We start from the raw sequence: 17,832 nt of genomic DNA on the forward strand, positions 1-17,832 counted from the left end.
GGCAATCTCTGTGCCATCACCCAATGCCCGTTTCGGGCCCCTGCGTGGGTCGTCGCACGCGGGCAACGGCCGCCGGCCGCACCGTAGGCGGGCATCGGCATTGCCGCGCACGGCGCCACGCACCACGAAAAAGCGGCACGTGCCGGGATGGCTACGTGCCGCTGCTATCCTGATCCCGTCCGCACTGAAGGCGCGGCGGCCAGGCCACGGGGTTAACGTTGTGGTTACGTTGTCGATTCCCCTTGCGCGCCGCGGCGGCCACCGGCCACCCACGTCCACAGCGCGGCGACCGGACTGGCGCTTTCCACATAGCGGTAAAACAAGGTTCCGGCAACGTTGCTCGCCACCCAGGCGAACAGCATGCCCAGTGCGTTGAGCACGGGGTTGCCCGGCGCCAGGTGGGAAACCACCGCGTTGACGATCAGGCAGACCGGGAAATGCACCAGGAACACTGAATAGGAGATGCGGCCAAAGAAGCCCACCACCGCCGCGCGCGGCCAGCTTTCGAGCCACCCGCCGCGCCTGGCCACCGCCAGCAGCAAGGCCGTGGCCAGCGCCACCGCGATGCGCAGGCGGAAATCGACGATCAGTGCCGCAAGCCCAAGCGCCCCCAGCAACAGGAGCGGAATGGCCGAGCGCCCGGAATTGGACGCCCAGTACGCGAGCGTGCCCATGCCATAGGCACCGAAGAAATACACCGCCCAGATATCCCACCCGGCATCGCGGTTGAACCAGAACAGCGATGCCACCGCCAGCGCCGACACCACCACCACCCCTGCCTGCGCACCCTGCCCCGAGACGCTGCGCGCCAGCCACAGCGCCGTCACCAGCAGCGCGAACAGCTGCAGGTCGATCGCCACGTACCAGACGCCCGCCGACAGGGCATCGACATCCAGCACGCTATGGAGCAACAGCACATGGGCAAGGAACTGCATGAGGTGCGGCGGCGCGGGGATCGAGTCATGGACCATCCAGGTACGCGCGATGGCGGCCCCCGCGATGCTGACCAGGATCGCCGCGGCATACGGCGTGACCAGTTTCTGGTAGCGGCGCCAGACGGCGGCCAGCGGATGCTGCCGGATCACCAGCCGTCCATGCGGCGCAAGGCTGCGCGCCGCCAGGAAACCGCTGACGACAAGGAAGACCTGAACCGCGATGCGGGCGTATTGCGACAGCCAGTCAAGGACATCCGGCGCCAGCGAATAGGCCGAGTCGGACATGGGGCCGTAAAACGCCAGGTGATGGAGCACGATCAGTTGCGAGCTGACGGCCTTGAGGGCGTCAATGCACGCGAGGCGCGAAGGACGGGGGCTCATTGTTATAAGAACGTTACAAAGACGATGGCCGCGATTTTACCGTCTTCGCGCCATCCGTTTGCGCCTTATTTGTCACAAAATGAGTAATCGTTACACAAATCTCCGGTAAGTGCCTTTATCGGAATGGGGAAGTCAGTTGTCTTGACGGCGAAGCATTTGCTTATGAGAAAGTTGTCGTTCCTCCGGGCAGAGCACGGGTATACCCTTGCGGTTTTGCTGCAACTGGCGCCATTGCGCCTCGCCCGCCTCCCATATGTTGTCCGTCCCCGCCTTCACCGCCCCGCGCAAGCTGATCCGCCCGCTGGCCATCCTGCTGCTGTCCCTGGCCGCGCTATCCCCGTTGGGCGCCCACGCGCAGAGCCCGGTCCTGGAGAAGATCCGCGACAGCGGCACCATCGTGCTCGGCTACCGCGAGTCCGCGCTGCCGTTTTCGTTTGCCGATGACAAGGGCCAGCCGGCCGGCTATGCCGTCGACCTGTGCCGGCGCGTGGCCGAGTCAGCCCGCCAGAAACTGGGGCTGAAGGACATCAAGGTGCGCTGGATGCCGCTCACGCCGCAGAACCGCTTCCCCGCGATGGTCAATGGCCTGGTGGACCTGGACTGCGCCCCCAATACCAACTCGCCGGAGCGGCAGAAGCAGGTGGCCTTCAGCGTGTCGCATTACGTGTCGACCGTGCGCATGCTGGTGCGTGCCGACTCCGGCATCAAGTCCTTCGAGGACCTGCGCGGCAAGACCGTGGTCACCAGCGCCGGTTCCACGGGCGACCGCCATGTGCGCCACCTGAAGCAACAATACGGCTATCGCGACATCTACGCGAAGGATCATGGCGAATCGTTCCTGCTGCTGGAATCGGGGCGCGCGCAAGCCTTCGTGATGGACGACGTCCTGCTTGCCGGCCTGCGCGCACGCGCCAAGGACCCGTCTCAGTTCGTGATCGTCGGCCCCGCCCTTTCGACGGAGCAGAACGCGCTGATGATGTCGAAGGCCGACCCGGAATGGAAACAGTTCGTCGACCAGACCCTGGCCAGCACGTTCGCGGGTCCGGGCATCACGTCGCTGCAGAAGCGCTGGTTCCAGCAACCCATCGGCAGCCGCAACATCAACCTCGCCCTGGCCCCGTCGAGCCAGGTACGCGAAGCCTGGAAGCACCCTTCCGATACCGCCACGGAGTGACGCCAACGTATCAGACGCACACAAACTGATACGGCAATCCATGGTTTCCATGAGTCCCTACCGTCGGGTAGGTACCCAGTTGACAGCCTGACAACAGCTTGGCGACACTGAAACCGGTCGCCCCCGCCAGAGGGGCAACCGCGAAGAACCGCCCGACGGGGTGGCATAACCAGGCAGGACTCAGGAGAAATCATGAACAAGTTTGTTGCGACCGCGATCGCGCTCGCATTGGGCACGGCTGCTGTGGCCGCCCACGCGCAAACCGGCGGCAAGAAGTTCGACCCGTATACCCAGGGTGCCAAGTCAGGTCAGAAGTTCGACCCGTACACCGAGGGCGCCAAGACCGGCGACAAGTTCGATCCGTACAGCCAGGGCGCGAACAAGAGCACCCGCAGCGAACTGACCGACGCCTCGGCCCCGGAAGCCAAGAAACCGGCCAAGTCGAAGTCCAAGAAGAGCAAGAAGAAGGCCGCTTCGGCGCCGGCGGCCAGCTGATACCCAGCCAGCCATGCAAAAGCCCGTGCCTGCGCACGGGCTTTTGCATTTCGGGGTGCGGTGCCGGCCGAGCGCGCCTACGGCGCCTGCGTATCCTGCTCCATCGCCGTCACGTCGATGCGCTGCACCTTGCCGTCCTGCATGACTTCGGTACGCAGCACAAAGGCCTCGGCCGGGCAGTACCAGTCGGTTATCTGCATGACCGTGGGCTCGACCTGCACGACTTCGTCACCAACCAGCAGCGGCCCCAGCGACGTGCGCTTCTCGTAGGTAATCGGCAGGCATTCCTTGCGCCCCATGACGGTGTCGATCATCTGCCGGCGGCCGACCTGGCGCGAGCTGATGTTGATGGAGGCGTGCAGCGCGCGCATGGTGCTGACCACCTCGTCCGAACCTAGCGGATATACCTTCAGCGACAGGCTCGATTCAAACGTTTCGCCCTGCAGCGTGCTCCCTTCGCGCAGGTTCATGCCGGCATAGCTGAACACGCCGCTGCCCCTGAATGCGGCCTCGCCGTACATGCGAGCGTAGCGCGCACGGGCGTTGATCACGGCATGCTGGCTTTCGATACTGGTCTGGTCCGCGGGCGTGCGCCGGTCGATATGGAGCTGATGCACCTGGTCCATGATGACGGGCGGCCCCATCAGCGCGGACATGGCCGATTTTGAGTTGATCTCGAGTTGCGCGTGGCACCCGGAAGCCCTGCGCCCGGCGTCGCGCAATGTCATCGTGATCGACATCGGCAGGGCGCCGTCCCCCTCCATCTGCACGTGCGAGCCCGAGCGGAACCACGGCGCGTCGCAGAGCACGGCGCCGGCCGATGGTGGCGGAGAACCGCCGGGCGACGAGCCGCCCTGGCGCGCTTGCACCGCTGCTGGCCGCTCCTGCGCCCACGCGACGCCGGCCAGCAGCAGGGCAAGCGCGCCCGCTGCGCCCTTTCGCCGGAAGTGCTGCGCCTTTGTCTTCACATGAATCCCTGTCTAGAATGGTCTTGCGCCCCCAACCTGGCGCCCGGCTGGCCCGGGCCGGCCCGGGTCAGCAAGCGGCCCGCTTCAAAGTTAGCGCGTTTCCCGCCGCCTGTCTCGTCGGGCTTGCGGAGGCCGGGCCGGGCTGGCGACCCGGTACCTTGCAGGGAGATCCCATGCTTCAGTACTACGCGAAATTATGGTGGGTGATCGCATTGCGCGGTCTGCTGGCGCTGATGTTCGGCATTTGCGCGTTCTTCGCGCCGATCGCCACGCTGGCCGCGCTGATCATCATCTTCGGCGCGTTCGTGGCGGCCGACGGGTTGATGGCCCTGCTCATGGCGATTTCCGGCAAGCAGCGCGAGAGCAGCGACCGCTGGATCCTGGCGCTGCAGGGCCTGTTGGGGCTGGGCGTCGGCGCGCTCACCTGGCTGAGCCCGACCATCACGGCCTTGTCCCTGCTGATCTATATTGCCGCCTGGACCCTGGCCACGGGCGTGCTGCAGATTGTCGCAGCCGTGCGACTGCGCAAGGAGATCCCGAACGAATGGTGGCTGATCCTGACCGGGCTGGTCAGCATCGCGTTCGCATTCCTGGTGCTGTGGCGGCCATTGGCCGGAGCGCTCGCCGTACTCTGGCTGATCGGCTCATGGGCCATTGTGTGCGGCATCCTGCTCCTTGGGGTCGCACTGCGGTTGCGCAGTGTCCGGCCGGCGACCGCTACCCAGCCAGCCCAGCCAGCCTGACTTCGGCGCAACGGTGGCCCACCGGATGTCGCCGGGCCGCCCGAAAGCAGGACGGATGCCTCACCCGTGCTACCATTGCCGCCCGCGAGAGGGACGGTCCGAGCACCGGGAATAAGATACGTTTGCATCACAATTCAGACCAGAAATCGGGGCCTGAGGCTTGCCTTGTCCACCGTGGACCGGTCGCAAGCGTTGTGACGTCTTCCCGCCATGCCCGGTATCCAGCAGCGGTCGGCTCCGACTGTCGCCACCCGACGCAAGCCATTCATTCGTCGACAATTCCAGGGAGTTCTATGCGTAGTTCTTCGACCTCGCGCTATGCCGGGCTGTCAGTTGGCGTTATCGCCGCGATCAGCCTCGGCATCCTGCTGGTCTGGTTCGGCACGCTCGACATGCGCCACCTGCTGCGCTCGGACGAAGGCCGCTACGCTGAAATTGCCCGCGAGATGTTCGCCACCGGCGACTGGGTGACCATTCGCTACCAGGCGCTCAAGTACTTCGAGAAACCGCCCTTTCATCTCTGGGTGACCGCACTGTCCTATACGCTGTTCGGCATTGGCGACTGGCAGGCGCGGCTGTGCGTGGCGCTGTCCGGTGCCATCGGCCTGCTGGTTTCCATGCTCGCCGCGCACCGCTGGTTTGGCCTGCGCGCGGCCCTGCTTACCGGGCTGGTGCTGGTCGCCGCGCCGATGTGGAACGTGGCGGCACATTTCAATTCGCTGGACATGACGCTGTCGGGCGCCATGGCCTGCGTGCTCGCTTTCATGCTGCTTGCCCAGCACCCCGAGGCCACGCCGTCGGCGCGCCGCAACTGGATGCTCGCCTGCTGGGTCGCCATGGGCGTTGCCGTCCTGACGAAGGGCCTCGTCGGCATTGCCCTGCCCGGGCTGGTGCTGGTGGTCTATACGCTCGTCACGCGCGATTTTGGCCTGTGGCGCCGGCTGCATCTGGTGGCCGGCATCGTGCTGATGCTCGTGGTCACCGTGCCCTGGTTCTGGCTGGTGTCCGAGCGCAACCCCGAATTCCTGAACTTCTTCTTCATCCACGAGCACTGGCAGCGCTATACCTCGACGGTGCACTCCCGCAAGGGCCCGCTGTGGTACTTCCTGCCGCTCCTCGTCGCAGGCTTTCTGCCGTGGCTGGGCGTCTTCCCGGGCATGTGGCAGGCCGTGCGCGAACGCGCCGGCGTAGAGCGGGGCAGCGCCCCGCGGCCGTTCCAGCCGGCGATGCTGGCCGCCATCTGGGCCATTGCCATCTTCGCCTTCTTCAGCCTGTCGGGCTCGAAGCTGCCGGGCTATATCGTGCCGATCTTCCCGGCGCTGGGCATCCTGGCCGGCGTGGCGCTCGACACCGCCACCGAACGCTCGTGGCTGCGGCAGGTGAACTTCATGCTGGTGCTGGCCGTCCTGGGCTTGCTGGCCACCCCTTACGTGGCAACGCTCGACAAGCCCAGCACGCCCAACGTGGTCTACCGCGAATTCGCGCTGTGGATCGGTCTGGCCTTTGCCTGCATGCTGGCGGGCACGTTGCTCGCACGCCACCTGGTGCGCTCCCGCGGCGTATTTCCGAGCATCGTCGCCTATGCTGTGGCCATGTTCCTGTGCGCGACACTGGCCTTCCGCGGGCATGAAGCCATGGGCCGCCCGGCTTCGGGCGCCGACCTGGTGCCCGCGATCAGCGAGGTGCTGACCCCCGACATGCCGATCTACAGCGTGCGCCTGCTGGACCACACGCTGCCGTTTTACCTGCGCCGCACTACCATCCTCGTGGAGCACCCCGACGAGCTGGAGTTCGGCGTCGGCCAGGAGCCGCAGAAGTGGATCCCGACCGTCGATGCCTTTGTGGAACGCTGGAAGCAGGGCCCGCACGCCATTGCGATCATGTCGGCCGACACGTTCAAGGACCTCGCCGCGCGCGGCGTGCCCATGAACACGGTGGCCGAGGACAAGCGCCGCATCGTCGTTGCCAATTTCCCGCTGCCGGCACCGGCCCGGCCGCAACCATCCAAGGACTGAACCCGGCGCCATGACGCTATCGACTTTTGCCTTTATCTTTACCGGCGTGCTGCTCAATGCCGCCGCGCAATTGCTGCTCAAGGCCGGCGTCAACGCCGTCGGCGCCATCACCATCGACCGCAGCACCCTGCTGGTGACGGCACTGCGCGTGCTGACCCAGTGGCCGGTGCTGGCCGGGCTGACGCTCTATGTCGTCAGCGTGGGCGTGTGGATCGTCGGGCTGTCGCGCGTGGATGTCTCGATCGCCTACCCGATGCTCTCGCTCGGCTATGTGGTGAATGCGCTGGCCGCGTACTGGCTGTTCGGCGAGATGATCGGACCGCTGCGCGTGTGCGGCATCCTGCTGATCCTGGCCGGCGTATTCCTGATCGCGCGTTCGTGACCCGGCGCCCAACTGTGCTGCACCTTTAACTGGCAAGCTTTCCGATGACCGCTACCGCCGCTTCCGAATTCCTTCCCTTCGTCCGGCCCGAGATCGATGCCGACACCATTGCCGAAGTCGGCAAGGTGCTCGCTTCCGGCTGGATCACCTCCGGCCCGAAGATGCAGGCGTTCGAGGACGCGCTGTCCCGGCTCTTCGGCGGACGTCCCGTGCGCACTTTCGCCAACGGCTCGGCCACGATGGAGATCGCCCTGCGCATCGCGGACATCGGCCCCGGCGATGAAGTCATCACCACGCCGATCACGTGGGTCGCCACCGCCAACGTAGTGCTCGCGGTCGGCGCGAAGCCCGTGTTCGTCGACATCGACCCGCGCACGCGCAACATCGACCTGGACGCCGTGGAAGCGGCCATCACGCCGCGCACGCGCGCCATCATGCCGGTGTACCTGTCGGGCCTGCCCGTCGACATGGACCGGCTCTACGCGATCGCGGGCAAGCACAGGCTGCGCGTGATCGAAGACGCCGCGCAAGCCATCGATTCGCGCTGGCAGGGCAAGCGTATCGGCGCCTTCGGCGACCTGGTCAGCTTCAGCTTCCAGGCCAACAAGAACATCACCAGCGTCGAAGGCGGCTGCCTGGTGATGAATACACCGGAGGAAGCCGTGCGCGCCGAGCGCCTGCGCCTGCAGGGCGTGATCCGCTCCGGCATGGATGGCATGGACGTGGAAGAACCCGGCGGCAAGTTCAACCTGACCGACGTGAACGCCGCGATCGGTCTCGCGCAGCTTGGCAGGCTCGACGCCATCACCGCGCGCCGCGCGGAGCTGGCCGAGATCTATTTCCGTTGCGCGGCCGACGCCGGACTGGCCGAGCTGGGTATCGAACTGCCGCTGCCGCTGGACCCGCGCCAGGCCACCACCAACTGGCACATGTTCCAGGTGGTGCTGCCCACCGCGCGCCTGGAAGGCGGTGCGCCGCAGGCGCGCCACAACGTCATGCAGGCCATGCGCGAGCGCGGCATCGGCACTGGCGTGCACTATCCCCCGATTCACCTTTTCACCTACTACCGTTCCCTGGGCTGGCGCGAAGGCATGCTGCCGCACGCCGAGCGCATCGGACGCGGCATCGTCACGCTGCCGCTCTTCCCTGCCATGCAAGCCGCCGATGTGGAACGGGTCTGCGCAACTCTTAGCGAAACATGCAAACGTCTCTGCAAATGAGTCCGGTCGAGGTTTCGGTCGTCATTCCGGTCTACAACGAAGAGGACGGGCTGCAAGCCCTGTTCGACCGCCTGTACCCGGCGCTCGACGGCCTTGGCGACTCGTACGAGGTCATTTTCATCAATGACGGCAGCGCCGACCGCTCCGCGGCGATGCTGGCCGCGCAGTTCCACAAGCGCCCGGACGTGACCCGGGTGGTGCTGTTCAACGGCAACTTTGGCCAGCACATGGCCATCCTGGCCGGCTTTGAACACACGCGCGGCAAGATCGTCATCACGCTGGACGCCGACCTGCAGAACCCGCCCGAGGAGATTCCGCGCCTCGTGCAGACCATGCGCGAAGGCCACGACTACGTCGGCACCATCCGCCGCCAGCGCAACGACACGGCCTTCCGCCGCTACGCGTCGCGCGCCATGAACGGACTGCGCGAGAAGATCACCCGGATCCGCATGACGGACCAGGGCTGCATGCTGCGCGCGTATGACCGCAACGTGGTGGACACCATCAATGCCTGCCGCGAGGTCAACACCTTCATTCCCGCACTGGCCTACACGTTCGCGTCGAGCCCGGTGGAGATCGAGGTCGGCCATGAGCAGCGCCACGCCGGCGAGTCCAAGTACTCGCTGTACCAGCTCATCCGCCTGAACTTCGACCTGGTCACCGGCTTCTCGATCGTACCGCTGCAGTGGTTCTCGGCCATCGGCACGGTGCTGTCGCTGCTGTCCGGCGTGCTGTTCGTGGTGCTGCTGATCCGCCGGTTCCTGTTCGGTTCGGAAGTACAGGGTGTGTTCACCCTGTTCGCCATGAACTTCTTCCTGATCGGCATCCTGCTGTTCGGCCTGGGCCTGCTCGGCGAATACGTGGGCCGTATCTACCAGGAAGTGCGTGACCGGCCGCGCTATCGCATCAAGGCCGTCCTTGAGGCGGACCCGGTCCGCCAGCGAACGGAGGCATGATGCGCGCGGTTGTCTTTGGCTACCACAACGTCGGCGACCGCTGCCTGCGCGTGCTGCACGCGCGCGGCGTGGAGGTGGCGCTGGTCATCACGCATCGCGACCGCGCCGACGAGAACATCTGGTTCCGTCGCATGGCGGATACCGCGGCGGAACTCGGCATCCCGTTCCAGTACGGCGAGGACCCGACCGACCCGGCGCTCGCGCAGGCCGTGCGCGACGCCAGGCCCGATGTCATCTTCTCGTTCTACTACCGCTCGATGATCCCGGCCAGCGTGCTCGCGCTGGCCCCGCACGGCGCGTTCAACATGCACGGCTCGCTGCTGCCCAAGTACCGCGGCCGCGTGCCGGTCAACTGGGCCGTGCTGCACGGCGAGACCGAGACCGGCGCCACGCTGCACGCAATGGAAGCCAAGCCCGACGCCGGCTACATCGTCGACCAGACTTCCGTGCCGATCCTGCCGGACGACACCGCCGGCGAGGTCTTCGAGAAAGTCACCGTGGCCGCCGAGCAGACGCTCTGGCGCGCGCTGCCGGCCATGATGTCGGGCAAGACGCCGCAGCAGCCCAACGTGCTCGCCGAAGGCAGCTACTTCTCGGGCCGCCGCCCGGAAGACGGCCGCATCGACTGGAGCCGCCCCGCGGCCGAGGTCTACAACCTGATCCGCGCGGTGGCGCCGCCCTACCCGGGCGCGTTCACCGATCTTGCCGGCCAGCGCTTCGTCGTTGCGCAGGCACGCCGCCCGCTGTCCGCCCCGGCGCTGCCGGCCGGCTTGCGCCCGGGCCTGCACGTCAGCCAGGGCCGGATCGTCGGCCTGTGCGGCGACGGCGGCCAGGTGCGCATTGACACCCTGCTCGCCGGCGCGACGTCCACCCCGGTTACCCCGGAGGCGCTGGCCTCCATTCTTAGCGAACAATCCAACGAGGAAAACCGATGAAAAAGGTCCTGATTCTTGGCGTCAACGGCTTCATCGGCCACCACCTGACGCGCCGCATCCTGGAAACCACGCCGTGGGAGGTCTACGGCATGGACATGTCGTCCGACCGCCTCGGCGACCTGGTCGACCATCCGCGCATGCACTTCTTCGAGGGTGACATCACCATCAACAAGGAGTGGATCGAGTACAACATCCGCAAGTGCGACGTAATCCTGCCGCTGGTAGCCATCGCCACCCCGGCCACCTACGTGCGCCAGCCGCTGCGCGTGTTCGAACTCGACTTCGAAGCCAACCTGCCGATCGTGCGCGCCGCGGTCAAGTACGGCAAGCACCTGGTCTTCCCGTCGACCTCCGAGGTCTACGGCATGTGCGCCGACGAGGAATTCGACCCCGAGTCCTCGCCGCTGATCTACGGCCCGATCAACAAGCCGCGCTGGATCTACGCCTGCTCCAAGCAGCTGATGGACCGCGTGATCCACGCCTACGGCATGGAGCAGGGCCTGAACTACACGCTGTTCCGCCCGTTCAACTGGATCGGCGCCGGCCTCGATTCGATCTTCGAATCGAAGGAAGGCTCCTCGCGCGTGGTCTCGCAGTTCCTGGGCCATATCGTGCGCGGCGAGCCGATCAAGCTCGTCGACGGTGGTGCCCAGGAGCGTGCCTTTGCCGATATCACGGACGGCATCTCGGCGCTGATGCGCATCATCGAGAACCCCAACGGCGTGGCCACGGGCAAGATCTTCAACATCGGCAACCCGGCCAACATCCACTCGGTGCGCGAACTGGCCGAGATGATGCTGAAGATGGCCGCCGACTACCCCGAGTACGCCGAGCAGGCGCGCAAGTCGCAGATCGTCGAGACCTCGTCGGGCGACTTCTACGGCAAGGGCTACCAGGACGTGCAGCACCGCGTGCCGATGATCGACAACACCATGCAGGAACTCGGCTGGAAGCCCGAGGTGACGATGGAACAGGCCCTGCGCCAGATCTTCGAGGCCTATCGCGAAAAGGTCGTGGAAGCACGCACCCTCGTCGACGGCGCCAACTGAGCGCGGACCCATGGCCAGAATCGCCCTCAAGGTTGACGTCGACACACTGCGCGGCACGCGCGAAGGCGTGCCGGCGCTGCTGTCCATGCTCGATGCGGTGCAGGCACAGGCCACCTTCCTGTACAGCCTGGGCCCGGACCACACCGGCTGGGCGCTGCGCCGGGTATTCCGGCCCGGGTTCCTGAAGAAGGTGTCGCGCACCTCGGTGGTGTCCAACTACGGCCTGCGCACGCTGATGTACGGCGTGCTGCTGCCGGGGCCGGACATCGGCCGCAAGGCGGCGGCCGAAATGCGCGCGGCGCGCGCGGCCGGTCACGAATGCGGCATCCATACCTGGGACCACGTCTACTGGCAGGACAACGTGCGCGAGCGCGACCCCGCCTGGACGCGCCGCCAGATGCAGAACGCATTCGCGCGCTACGTCGACATCTTCGGCGAAGCCCCGCCCACCCACGGCGCGGCCGGCTGGCAGATGAACGACGAGGCGTTCCGGCAGATCGACGACTGGGGCATGGCCTACGCGTCGGACGGGCGCGGCACGGCGCCGTACATCCCGACCGTCGGCGGCGTGGCCTGCCACCATGTGCAGATGCCCACCACGCTGCCCACGCTCGACGAAATGATCGGCGTCGATGGCCTGACCGAGGACAACGTCCACGAGGCCGTGCTGCGCCTGACGGAAGGCGCGGGCGGCATGCGCGACCATGTCTTCACGCTGCACACCGAACTGGAAGGCGGCAAGCTCGCGCCCGTGTTCCGCCGCCTGCTGCAAGGCTGGCGCGCGCAGGGGCATGAACTGGTGTCGATGGCGACTTGCTACCGGCACATCGACCGCACCACGCTGCCTGAACTGCCGGTGACCTGGGGCGCCATCGAAGGGCGCAGCGGCGAGCTGATTATCCAGCCCTGAGCCTTGCCGACCGACCGGGCGCATCCCGTGCGCCCGGACAGCCGCTAGCGCCGCGCCAGCCGCAGCCCGTTGAACACCACCAGCAGGCTCGCCCCCATATCGGCGAACACCGCCATCCACATCGTTCCCATCCCCGCTACTGTCAGCGCAAGGAACAGCGCCTTGATGCCCAGCGCCAGCGTGATGTTCTGCCACAGGATGCGCGACGTACGCCGCGACAGCCGCACGAACGCGGGGATCTTGCGCAGGTCGTCATCCATCAGCGCCACGTCGGCGGTTTCGATCGCGGTATCGGTGCCGGCCGCGCCCATGGCGAAGCCGATATCGGCCCGCGCAAGCGCCGGCGCGTCGTTGATGCCGTCGCCGACCATCCCGACCTTGCCGCGCGCCGCATGCGTGTCGGCAGCCAGCGCGCCGATGGCGTCGGCCTTGTCCTGCGGCAACTGGTTTCCGCGTGCCTCGTCGATGCCGACCTGCGTGCCGATGGCCTGCGCCGTATGCGGGTTGTCGCCGGACAGCATGATGGTCTTCACGCCCAGCGCGTGCAGCTCGGCGATGGCCTGGCGACTGGTGTCGCGCACGGTGTCGGCCACCGCGAACAGGGCCTGCGCCATCGCCGCGCCGTCCTCGCCCAGGCGCGCCAGCAGCACCACGGTCTTGCCCTGGCGCTCCAGAGCCTCGAGCCGGTCTTCCAGTTCGGGCGAGCACGCGCCCATGTCGTGGATCAGCCGGTGGTTACCCAGGCAGTAATCATTGCCATCGCTGCGGCCGCGCGTGCCGCGCCCGGCCAGCGCCTCGAAGTCCGTCACGTCCAGCAAGGCGATGCCATCCGCCTGCGCCGCGGCGGCCACCGCCTTCGACACAGGGTGGTCCGACCTCGCGGCCAGGCTCGCGGCGATGGCGCGCGCACGCGGCGCGTCGTCGACGAGCATCGCGTAATCGGTCTGCGCGGGCCTGCCGTGCGTGACGGTGCCGGTCTTGTCGAGCGCCACCCATGACAGGTCCTTGCCCTGTTCCAGGTAGACCCCGCCCTTGATCAGGATGCCGCGCCGCGCCGCGGCCGCCAGGCCGCTGACGATGGTCACGGGCGTGGAAATCACGAGCGCGCACGGGCAGGCGATCACCAGCAGCACGAGCGCCTTGTAGATCCACTCCACCCAGGGCGCGCCCATGGCCAGCGGCGGCAGCACCGCCACGGCCAGCGCGATGGCGAACACCGTCGGCGTGTAGATGCGCGCGAACTGGTCGACAAAGCGCTGCGTCGGCGCGCGGCTGGCCTGCGCGGCTTCCACGGCGTGGATGATGCGGGCCAGCGTGGAATCGCTGGCGGGCGCGGTGACTTCGTACTCGATCTCGCCGGACTGGTTGATAGAGCCCGCGAACAGCGCGTCGCCGGCGGCCTTGTCGACCGGCACGCTCTCGCCGGTGATCGGCGCCTGGTCCAGCGCGGACTGCCCGCGCACCACGCGCCCGTCCAGCGCCACGCGTTCGCCCGGGCGCAGCCTCACCAGCGCCCCCACCCTCACGCCGGCCGCCGGCACGGCAGCCCAGCCGCCATCCGCCTGCCGCACGGTGGCCTGCTCGGGCGCCATGGCCATCAGGCCGCGGATGGCATTGCGCGCGCGGTCCAGCGACGCGGCCTCGATGCGTTCGGCCAGCGCGAACAGCACCATGACCATGGCCGCCTCGGGCCATTCGCGCAGGACCAGCGCGCCGGTCACGGCAATGCTCATCAGCGCGTTGATATTCAGGTTGCCGTTGCGCAGCGCGATCCAGCCCTTGCGGTAGGTGGTCAGCCCGCCCAGCGCCACGGCAGCAATCGCCAGCAGCGCCGGCAGCCACGGATCCCAGAGGCCCAGCCATTCGGTGGCTTCGGCCCCGACCGCGACCACGCCAGCCAGCGCCAGCGGCCACCACGGCTTGGGTTCCACCGCGGGCGGCGGCGCGGCCCGCTCCGGGTCGAGCGGCTCCGCCTTCATGCCGAGGCTCTCGATTGCCGTCACCACGGGATCGGTCGAGGCCAGCGTGTGATGCACGGTCAGCACGCGCTGCATCAGGTTGAAATCGAGCGCCGCCACGCCGGCCATGCCGCCCAGCTTGTTGCGGATCAGCGTTTCCTCGGTCGGGCAGTCCATGGCGTCGATCCGGTAGCTGGCCGAGCGTGCGCCGGAGGGAATCGCCGCCGGCGCCACGGGCGCGACGCTGATCGCCGTATCGCAGCCGCCACCGCAGCACGCTGCCGGCTGCGGCGCGTGGTCGTGGTCGTGGTCGTGGTCGTGGTCGTGGTCGTGGTCGTGGTCGTGGTCGTGGTCGTGGCCGTGGTGCTCATGCCCGTGCTGGTGGCCATGAGGTTCATGGGTGTGCCCGTGATCGTGGCCACAGCCCGTTTCGCTGCGAGTGTGTTCGTGTGGCAAGGCGTCTTCAGGTGTCGTGCGAGCCATTTCTTCTATCCCGCTGGTTTGACCTGATGCCATTGAAGACCCTGTAGCCACTACAGAGTCAAGCATGGTGCCGACAAGACCCGGACCCCGTCAGGGTGGCGCAGCCTGCGCTTGCCAGACCGCAGCGGTGCGCCGCTATAATCGCGGCCATGCGCCGCCTGCTCATCCTCCTGTTCGCCATCATGCTGCCGCTCCAGTTCACCTGGGCGAGCGCGGCCGCATTTTGCGAGCACGGGCGCGAGCATCAGCGCCAGCAGGAAACCGGCACCGTGCCGGCCTGGCATTTCGGCCATCACACGCACGAGCACGAGGCCGGCGCCCATGGCAAGACGGGCACCAAGCTGCCCGATGCCGATTGCGCGGTGTGCCATTTCGCCGGCTCGCAGGTCATGGTGCCGGCCGCGACGCAGCCGGCGTCCCACCACTTCATCACCGTGCGCTACCGCGTGCTGCCCGTGAACTACGGGTCGGTGCTCGCGCGCGAACCGGATCGGCCCCAGTGGCCGCAACTGGCGTAATCCGCCGGTTCGGGGCCACGGCCCATCCTCTGCCCTTGCCGCGCCCGCGCTGACCGCGCGGCTGCCGGCATCCCGGATCGGCGGATCTCGCGGCGTGACCGCCGTCAGAGCGCGCATGCGCGCGCCTGACGGCGGTCACGCCGGTGTTCCCTGACGTCGATCTGGTGATACCCGATGAAACACGTAGTGATACCGCTGGGGCTGGCTGCCGCCTTGCTTGGCCCCCTTGCGCAGGCCGCCACCGATGCGGCCATGCCGCCCGTGCCTCAGGTGCGGCGCTTCGCAGAACCGCCCGACGCGACAGAGCCGCAAGGCGTCCTGACGCTGGACGCCGCCCTGGCGCTGGCCATGGCCCGCAACCCTGCCCTTGCCGCCGCGCGGCAGGAGCTTGACGCCACCGAAGGCGGCATCACGCAGGCGCGCACGATCCCGAATCCGGCCGTCGGCTTCGAGATGGAAGACACGCGGCGCGCGTCGCGCACGACGACGGCGCAAGTGAGCCTGCCGATCGAACTTGGCGGCAAGCGCTCGGCCCGCATCGATGCCGCGCAGAAGGCGCGCGAACTGGCCAGCGCGCAGCTCGGCAATGCCGAGGCCGACCTGCGCGCCGCGGTGATCGGCACCTTCTTCCAGGTGCTGGTGGCGCAGGAGCGCGTCGGCCTGGCCGAGAGCTCGGCCGGCATCGCTACGCGCGGGATGCAGGCCGCCGCGCGCCGCGTGGCCGCCGGCAAGGTCTCGCCCGTGGAGCAGACCCGTGCGGAAGTCGAGCAGGCCAACGCCGGACTGGAACTGGCCGAGGCACGCGCGACGCTCGATACCTCGCGCCAGCAGCTCGCCGCCCAGTGGGGCAGCCAGGCGCCGGTATTCGCTTCGGCAAACGGCGACCTGGAGGCCCTGCCATCGCGGCCGCTGCCCAATGCCCTCGATGAGACACTCGATGTCGCGCCCGCCATGCGCGCCAGCCAGAGCGAGATCGCGCGGCGCCAGGCGATCGTCAATGTCGAGCGCAGCCGGCAGTATCCGGACGTGACCGTGAGCGTAGGCGCCAAGCGCGAATATGCGTCGGACCGCGGCTACTACCCGGTGCTCGGCATTTCGCTGCCGTTGCCGCTGTTCGACCGCAACCAGGGCAACCTGTACACCGCCATCCGCCAGGCCGACAAGGCCGCCGACGAATACCGCGCCACGCGCGTGCGGCTGGCCAGCGACCTGCGCCAGGCCTCCAGCCAGCTCGCATTGTCGCGCAACAGCGCCCTGACCTTGCGCCAGACCGTGCTGCCGGCCGCGCAGCGCGCCTACCAGGCGGCGGCGCAGGGGTTCGAAGCGGGCAAGTTCGCCTATCTCGAAGTGCTGGACGCCCAGCGCACGCTGCTGCAGGCACGCGTGCGCTATCTCGGCGCCGTGGCCGCCACCTACCAGGCCGCCACCGCCATCGACCGCATGCTCGGCCGCTGACGGCCCACCAAGGATTCCCATGGCAATCACCAAGACCCAACGCAACGCCATCGTGGCGATCATCGGTGCCGGCGTACTGGCCGGCGCCTCGCTGCTTTTCACGGGCCGCGGCACCGGCGACGGCCACGATCACGGCGAGCAGGCATCAAAGCCGCAAGGCAAAGACACCGCGTCCAGCGCATCCGCCGCATCCGCCGCGCAGGCCGCGGACCCGCACGCCGCCGACAGCATCGCGATGACACCCGAACAGATCCGCAGTGCCGGACTCGAACTGCGCACCGCCGGCCCCGGCCGCGTGCAGGCCGCGGTGCAGTTTCCGGGCGAGATCCGCTTCAACGAAGACCGCACCGCCCACGTCGTGCCGCGCGTGGCCGGGGTGGCCGAAGCCGTGCCGGCCGTACTGGGCCAGCGCGTGAAGAAGGGAGACCTGCTGGCCGTGCTGGCCAGCACGCAGCTCTCGGACCAGCGCAGCGAGCTGCTCGCCGCGCAGAAGCGGCTGGAGCTGGCCCGCACGACCTATGCGCGCGAAAAACGCCTGTGGGAAGACAGGATCTCCGCCGAACAGGACTTCCTGGCCGCGCGCACCGCGCTGCAGGAAGCCGAGATCGCCGTGCGGAACGCCACGCAGAAGCTCACCGCAATCGGCGCGCGGCCGGCGTCGGCCGGGCTCAACCAGTTCGAGCTGCGCGCGCCGTTCGACGGCATCGTCGTGGAGAAACACCTGGCGCTTGGCGAAGCGGTAGCGGCGGACACCACCGTCTTCACGGTCTCCGACCTGGCCACGGTGTGGGCGGAGTTCGTGATCGCACCCAAGGACCTGAACCAGGTGCGGCTCGGCGAAAAAGTCAGCATCGCTTCCACCGCGTTCGATGGCACCGCCGCCGGGACCGTGTCCTACGTGGGCTCCCTGCTCGGACAGCAGACGCGCACCGCGACCGCGCGCGTGACGCTGTCGAACCCCGAGATGGCGTGGCGCCCGGGCCTGTTCGTCACCGTCAGCGTGGCCGGACAGGAAACGGAAGTCCCTGTCGTCGTGGCAAGCGAAGCCGTGCAGACCGAAGGCCGTCAGCCAATGGTCTATGTCGAGGTACCCGGCGGCTTTGAAGCGCGGCAGGTCACCACGGGGCGCAGCGACGGCAAGCATATCGAGATCGTGCAGGGCCTGCAGCCCGGCGCCCGCTACGTTGCGCGCAACAGCTTCGTGCTGAAGGCCGAGCAGGGCAAGGCCGGCGCCGAGCACGCCCACTGACCGGCA

16 protein-coding genes are annotated in these 17,832 nt (G+C 67.7%); 13 read left to right on the top strand and 3 right to left on the bottom strand.

What is annotated here, in order from left to right; translation table 11 throughout:
* Nucleotides 1–224 precede the first annotated feature (224 nt).
* Entirely contained in the window at nucleotides 225–1,316 is a 1,092-nt protein-coding gene (locus tag KHO22_RS07560; protein WP_211946479.1) for an acyltransferase family protein, read from the bottom strand.
* Between the two features lie 253 nt (nucleotides 1,317–1,569).
* Between KHO22_RS07560 and KHO22_RS07565 the strand changes: the two genes are divergently transcribed.
* Together KHO22_RS07565 and KHO22_RS07570 are read left to right on the top strand one after the other, a co-directional pair.
* On the top strand, nucleotides 1,570–2,490 hold the full coding sequence (locus KHO22_RS07565; protein ID WP_211946480.1) for an amino acid ABC transporter substrate-binding protein: 921 nt from the start codon (nucleotides 1,570–1,572) through the stop codon (nucleotides 2,488–2,490).
* A 192-nt stretch (nucleotides 2,491–2,682) separates the two neighbouring features.
* On the top strand, nucleotides 2,683–2,985 hold the full coding sequence (locus KHO22_RS07570) for an amino acid ABC transporter permease (protein WP_211946481.1): 303 nt from the start codon (nucleotides 2,683–2,685) through the stop codon (nucleotides 2,983–2,985).
* A gap of 77 nt (nucleotides 2,986–3,062) precedes the next feature.
* Here the strand turns inward: KHO22_RS07570 and KHO22_RS07575 are convergent, their stop codons facing one another.
* Entirely contained in the window at nucleotides 3,063–3,953 is an 891-nt protein-coding gene (locus KHO22_RS07575; RefSeq protein ID WP_211946482.1) for a hypothetical protein, read from the bottom strand.
* 173 nt (nucleotides 3,954–4,126) lie between these two features.
* Between KHO22_RS07575 and KHO22_RS07580 the strand changes: the two genes are divergently transcribed.
* The 8 genes from KHO22_RS07580 to KHO22_RS07615 all read left to right on the top strand — a co-directional run bounded on the left by KHO22_RS07580 (nucleotide 4,127) and on the right by KHO22_RS07615 (nucleotide 12,163).
* Complete coding sequence (locus KHO22_RS07580; RefSeq protein WP_211946483.1) at nucleotides 4,127–4,696, top strand: HdeD family acid-resistance protein; 570 nt, start codon at nucleotides 4,127–4,129, stop codon at nucleotides 4,694–4,696.
* A 293-nt stretch (nucleotides 4,697–4,989) separates the two neighbouring features.
* Nucleotides 4,990–6,711, top strand: coding sequence for a glycosyltransferase family 39 protein (locus KHO22_RS07585; RefSeq protein WP_211946484.1), 1,722 nt, complete (start codon nucleotides 4,990–4,992; stop codon nucleotides 6,709–6,711).
* A gap of 10 nt (nucleotides 6,712–6,721) precedes the next feature.
* Nucleotides 6,722–7,093 (top strand): DMT family transporter, encoded by a 372-nt coding sequence (locus KHO22_RS07590; RefSeq protein WP_211946485.1) that lies wholly within the window; start codon nucleotides 6,722–6,724, stop codon nucleotides 7,091–7,093.
* Between the two features lie 44 nt (nucleotides 7,094–7,137).
* Nucleotides 7,138–8,313, top strand: coding sequence for a DegT/DnrJ/EryC1/StrS family aminotransferase (locus KHO22_RS07595; RefSeq protein ID WP_211946486.1), 1,176 nt, complete (start codon nucleotides 7,138–7,140; stop codon nucleotides 8,311–8,313).
* Nucleotides 8,292–9,269, top strand: a complete 978-nt coding sequence (locus KHO22_RS07600) for a glycosyltransferase (RefSeq protein ID WP_211946487.1) — start codon at nucleotides 8,292–8,294, stop codon at nucleotides 9,267–9,269. Before KHO22_RS07595 ends, KHO22_RS07600 begins: the two co-directional genes overlap by 22 nt.
* The gene (locus KHO22_RS07605; RefSeq protein ID WP_211946574.1) at nucleotides 9,269–10,204 is read left to right on the top strand and encodes a formyltransferase; all 936 of its coding nucleotides are present in this window, start codon (nucleotides 9,269–9,271) and stop codon (nucleotides 10,202–10,204) included. The genes KHO22_RS07600 and KHO22_RS07605 overlap by 1 nt, the downstream gene beginning before the upstream one ends.
* Entirely contained in the window at nucleotides 10,201–11,253 is a 1,053-nt protein-coding gene (locus KHO22_RS07610) for a bifunctional UDP-4-keto-pentose/UDP-xylose synthase (RefSeq protein ID WP_211946488.1), read from the top strand. The genes KHO22_RS07605 and KHO22_RS07610 overlap by 4 nt, the downstream gene beginning before the upstream one ends.
* A 10-nt stretch (nucleotides 11,254–11,263) precedes the next feature.
* The gene (locus tag KHO22_RS07615; RefSeq protein WP_211946489.1) at nucleotides 11,264–12,163 is read left to right on the top strand and encodes a polysaccharide deacetylase family protein; all 900 of its coding nucleotides are present in this window, start codon (nucleotides 11,264–11,266) and stop codon (nucleotides 12,161–12,163) included.
* 44 nt (nucleotides 12,164–12,207) lie between these two features.
* Here KHO22_RS07615 and KHO22_RS07620 read toward each other — a convergent pair whose 3' ends face one another.
* Nucleotides 12,208–14,604: a heavy metal translocating P-type ATPase gene (locus tag KHO22_RS07620; RefSeq protein WP_211946490.1), complete on the bottom strand. Its 2,397-nt coding sequence runs from the start codon at nucleotides 14,602–14,604 to the stop codon at nucleotides 12,208–12,210.
* 149 nt (nucleotides 14,605–14,753) lie between these two features.
* Here KHO22_RS07620 and czcI point away from each other — a divergent pair, with 149 nt between their 5' ends.
* The 3 genes from czcI (at nucleotide 14,754) to KHO22_RS07635 (ending at nucleotide 17,826) form a co-directional block, all read left to right on the top strand.
* Nucleotides 14,754–15,122 carry a cation efflux protein, CzcI family gene (gene czcI, locus KHO22_RS07625; protein ID WP_211946491.1) on the top strand — a complete coding sequence of 123 codons (369 nt, stop codon included), beginning with the start codon at nucleotides 14,754–14,756 and terminating at the stop codon, nucleotides 15,120–15,122.
* A 174-nt stretch (nucleotides 15,123–15,296) separates the two neighbouring features.
* Entirely contained in the window at nucleotides 15,297–16,577 is a 1,281-nt protein-coding gene (locus KHO22_RS07630; protein ID WP_211946492.1) for a TolC family protein, read from the top strand.
* 19 nt (nucleotides 16,578–16,596) lie between these two features.
* Nucleotides 16,597–17,826 (top strand): efflux RND transporter periplasmic adaptor subunit, encoded by a 1,230-nt coding sequence (locus tag KHO22_RS07635; RefSeq protein WP_211946493.1) that lies wholly within the window; start codon nucleotides 16,597–16,599, stop codon nucleotides 17,824–17,826.
* Nucleotides 17,827–17,832: the final 6 nt, after the last annotated feature.

The sequence above is a fragment of the Cupriavidus yeoncheonensis genome (assembly GCF_905397275.1).
GTDB lineage: Bacteria > Pseudomonadota > Gammaproteobacteria > Burkholderiales > Burkholderiaceae > Cupriavidus > Cupriavidus yeoncheonensis.

Bases quoted from the DNA above. Each gene is read 5' to 3' on its own strand.
- KHO22_RS07605 (WP_211946574.1), top strand. From the start codon at position 9,269: ATGCGCGCGGTTGTCTTTGGCTACCACAACGTCGGCGACCGCTGCCTG.
- czcI (WP_211946491.1), top strand. From the start codon at position 14,754: ATGCGCCGCCTGCTCATCCTCCTGTTCGCCATCATGCTGCCGCTCCAG.
- KHO22_RS07580 (WP_211946483.1), top strand. From the start codon at position 4,127: ATGCTTCAGTACTACGCGAAATTATGGTGGGTGATCGCATTGCGCGGT.
- KHO22_RS07615 (WP_211946489.1), top strand. From the start codon at position 11,264: ATGGCCAGAATCGCCCTCAAGGTTGACGTCGACACACTGCGCGGCACG.
- KHO22_RS07595 (WP_211946486.1), top strand. From the start codon at position 7,138: ATGACCGCTACCGCCGCTTCCGAATTCCTTCCCTTCGTCCGGCCCGAG.
- KHO22_RS07560 (WP_211946479.1), bottom strand. From the start codon at position 1,316: ATGAGCCCCCGTCCTTCGCGCCTCGCGTGCATTGACGCCCTCAAGGCC.
- KHO22_RS07585 (WP_211946484.1), top strand. From the start codon at position 4,990: ATGCGTAGTTCTTCGACCTCGCGCTATGCCGGGCTGTCAGTTGGCGTT.
- KHO22_RS07620 (WP_211946490.1), bottom strand. From the start codon at position 14,604: ATGGCTCGCACGACACCTGAAGACGCCTTGCCACACGAACACACTCGC.
- KHO22_RS07610 (WP_211946488.1), top strand. From the start codon at position 10,201: ATGAAAAAGGTCCTGATTCTTGGCGTCAACGGCTTCATCGGCCACCAC.
- KHO22_RS07565 (WP_211946480.1), top strand. From the start codon at position 1,570: ATGTTGTCCGTCCCCGCCTTCACCGCCCCGCGCAAGCTGATCCGCCCG.
- KHO22_RS07600 (WP_211946487.1), top strand. From the start codon at position 8,292: ATGCAAACGTCTCTGCAAATGAGTCCGGTCGAGGTTTCGGTCGTCATT.
- KHO22_RS07590 (WP_211946485.1), top strand. From the start codon at position 6,722: ATGACGCTATCGACTTTTGCCTTTATCTTTACCGGCGTGCTGCTCAAT.
- KHO22_RS07630 (WP_211946492.1), top strand. From the start codon at position 15,297: ATGAAACACGTAGTGATACCGCTGGGGCTGGCTGCCGCCTTGCTTGGC.
- KHO22_RS07570 (WP_211946481.1), top strand. From the start codon at position 2,683: ATGAACAAGTTTGTTGCGACCGCGATCGCGCTCGCATTGGGCACGGCT.
- KHO22_RS07635 (WP_211946493.1), top strand. From the start codon at position 16,597: ATGGCAATCACCAAGACCCAACGCAACGCCATCGTGGCGATCATCGGT.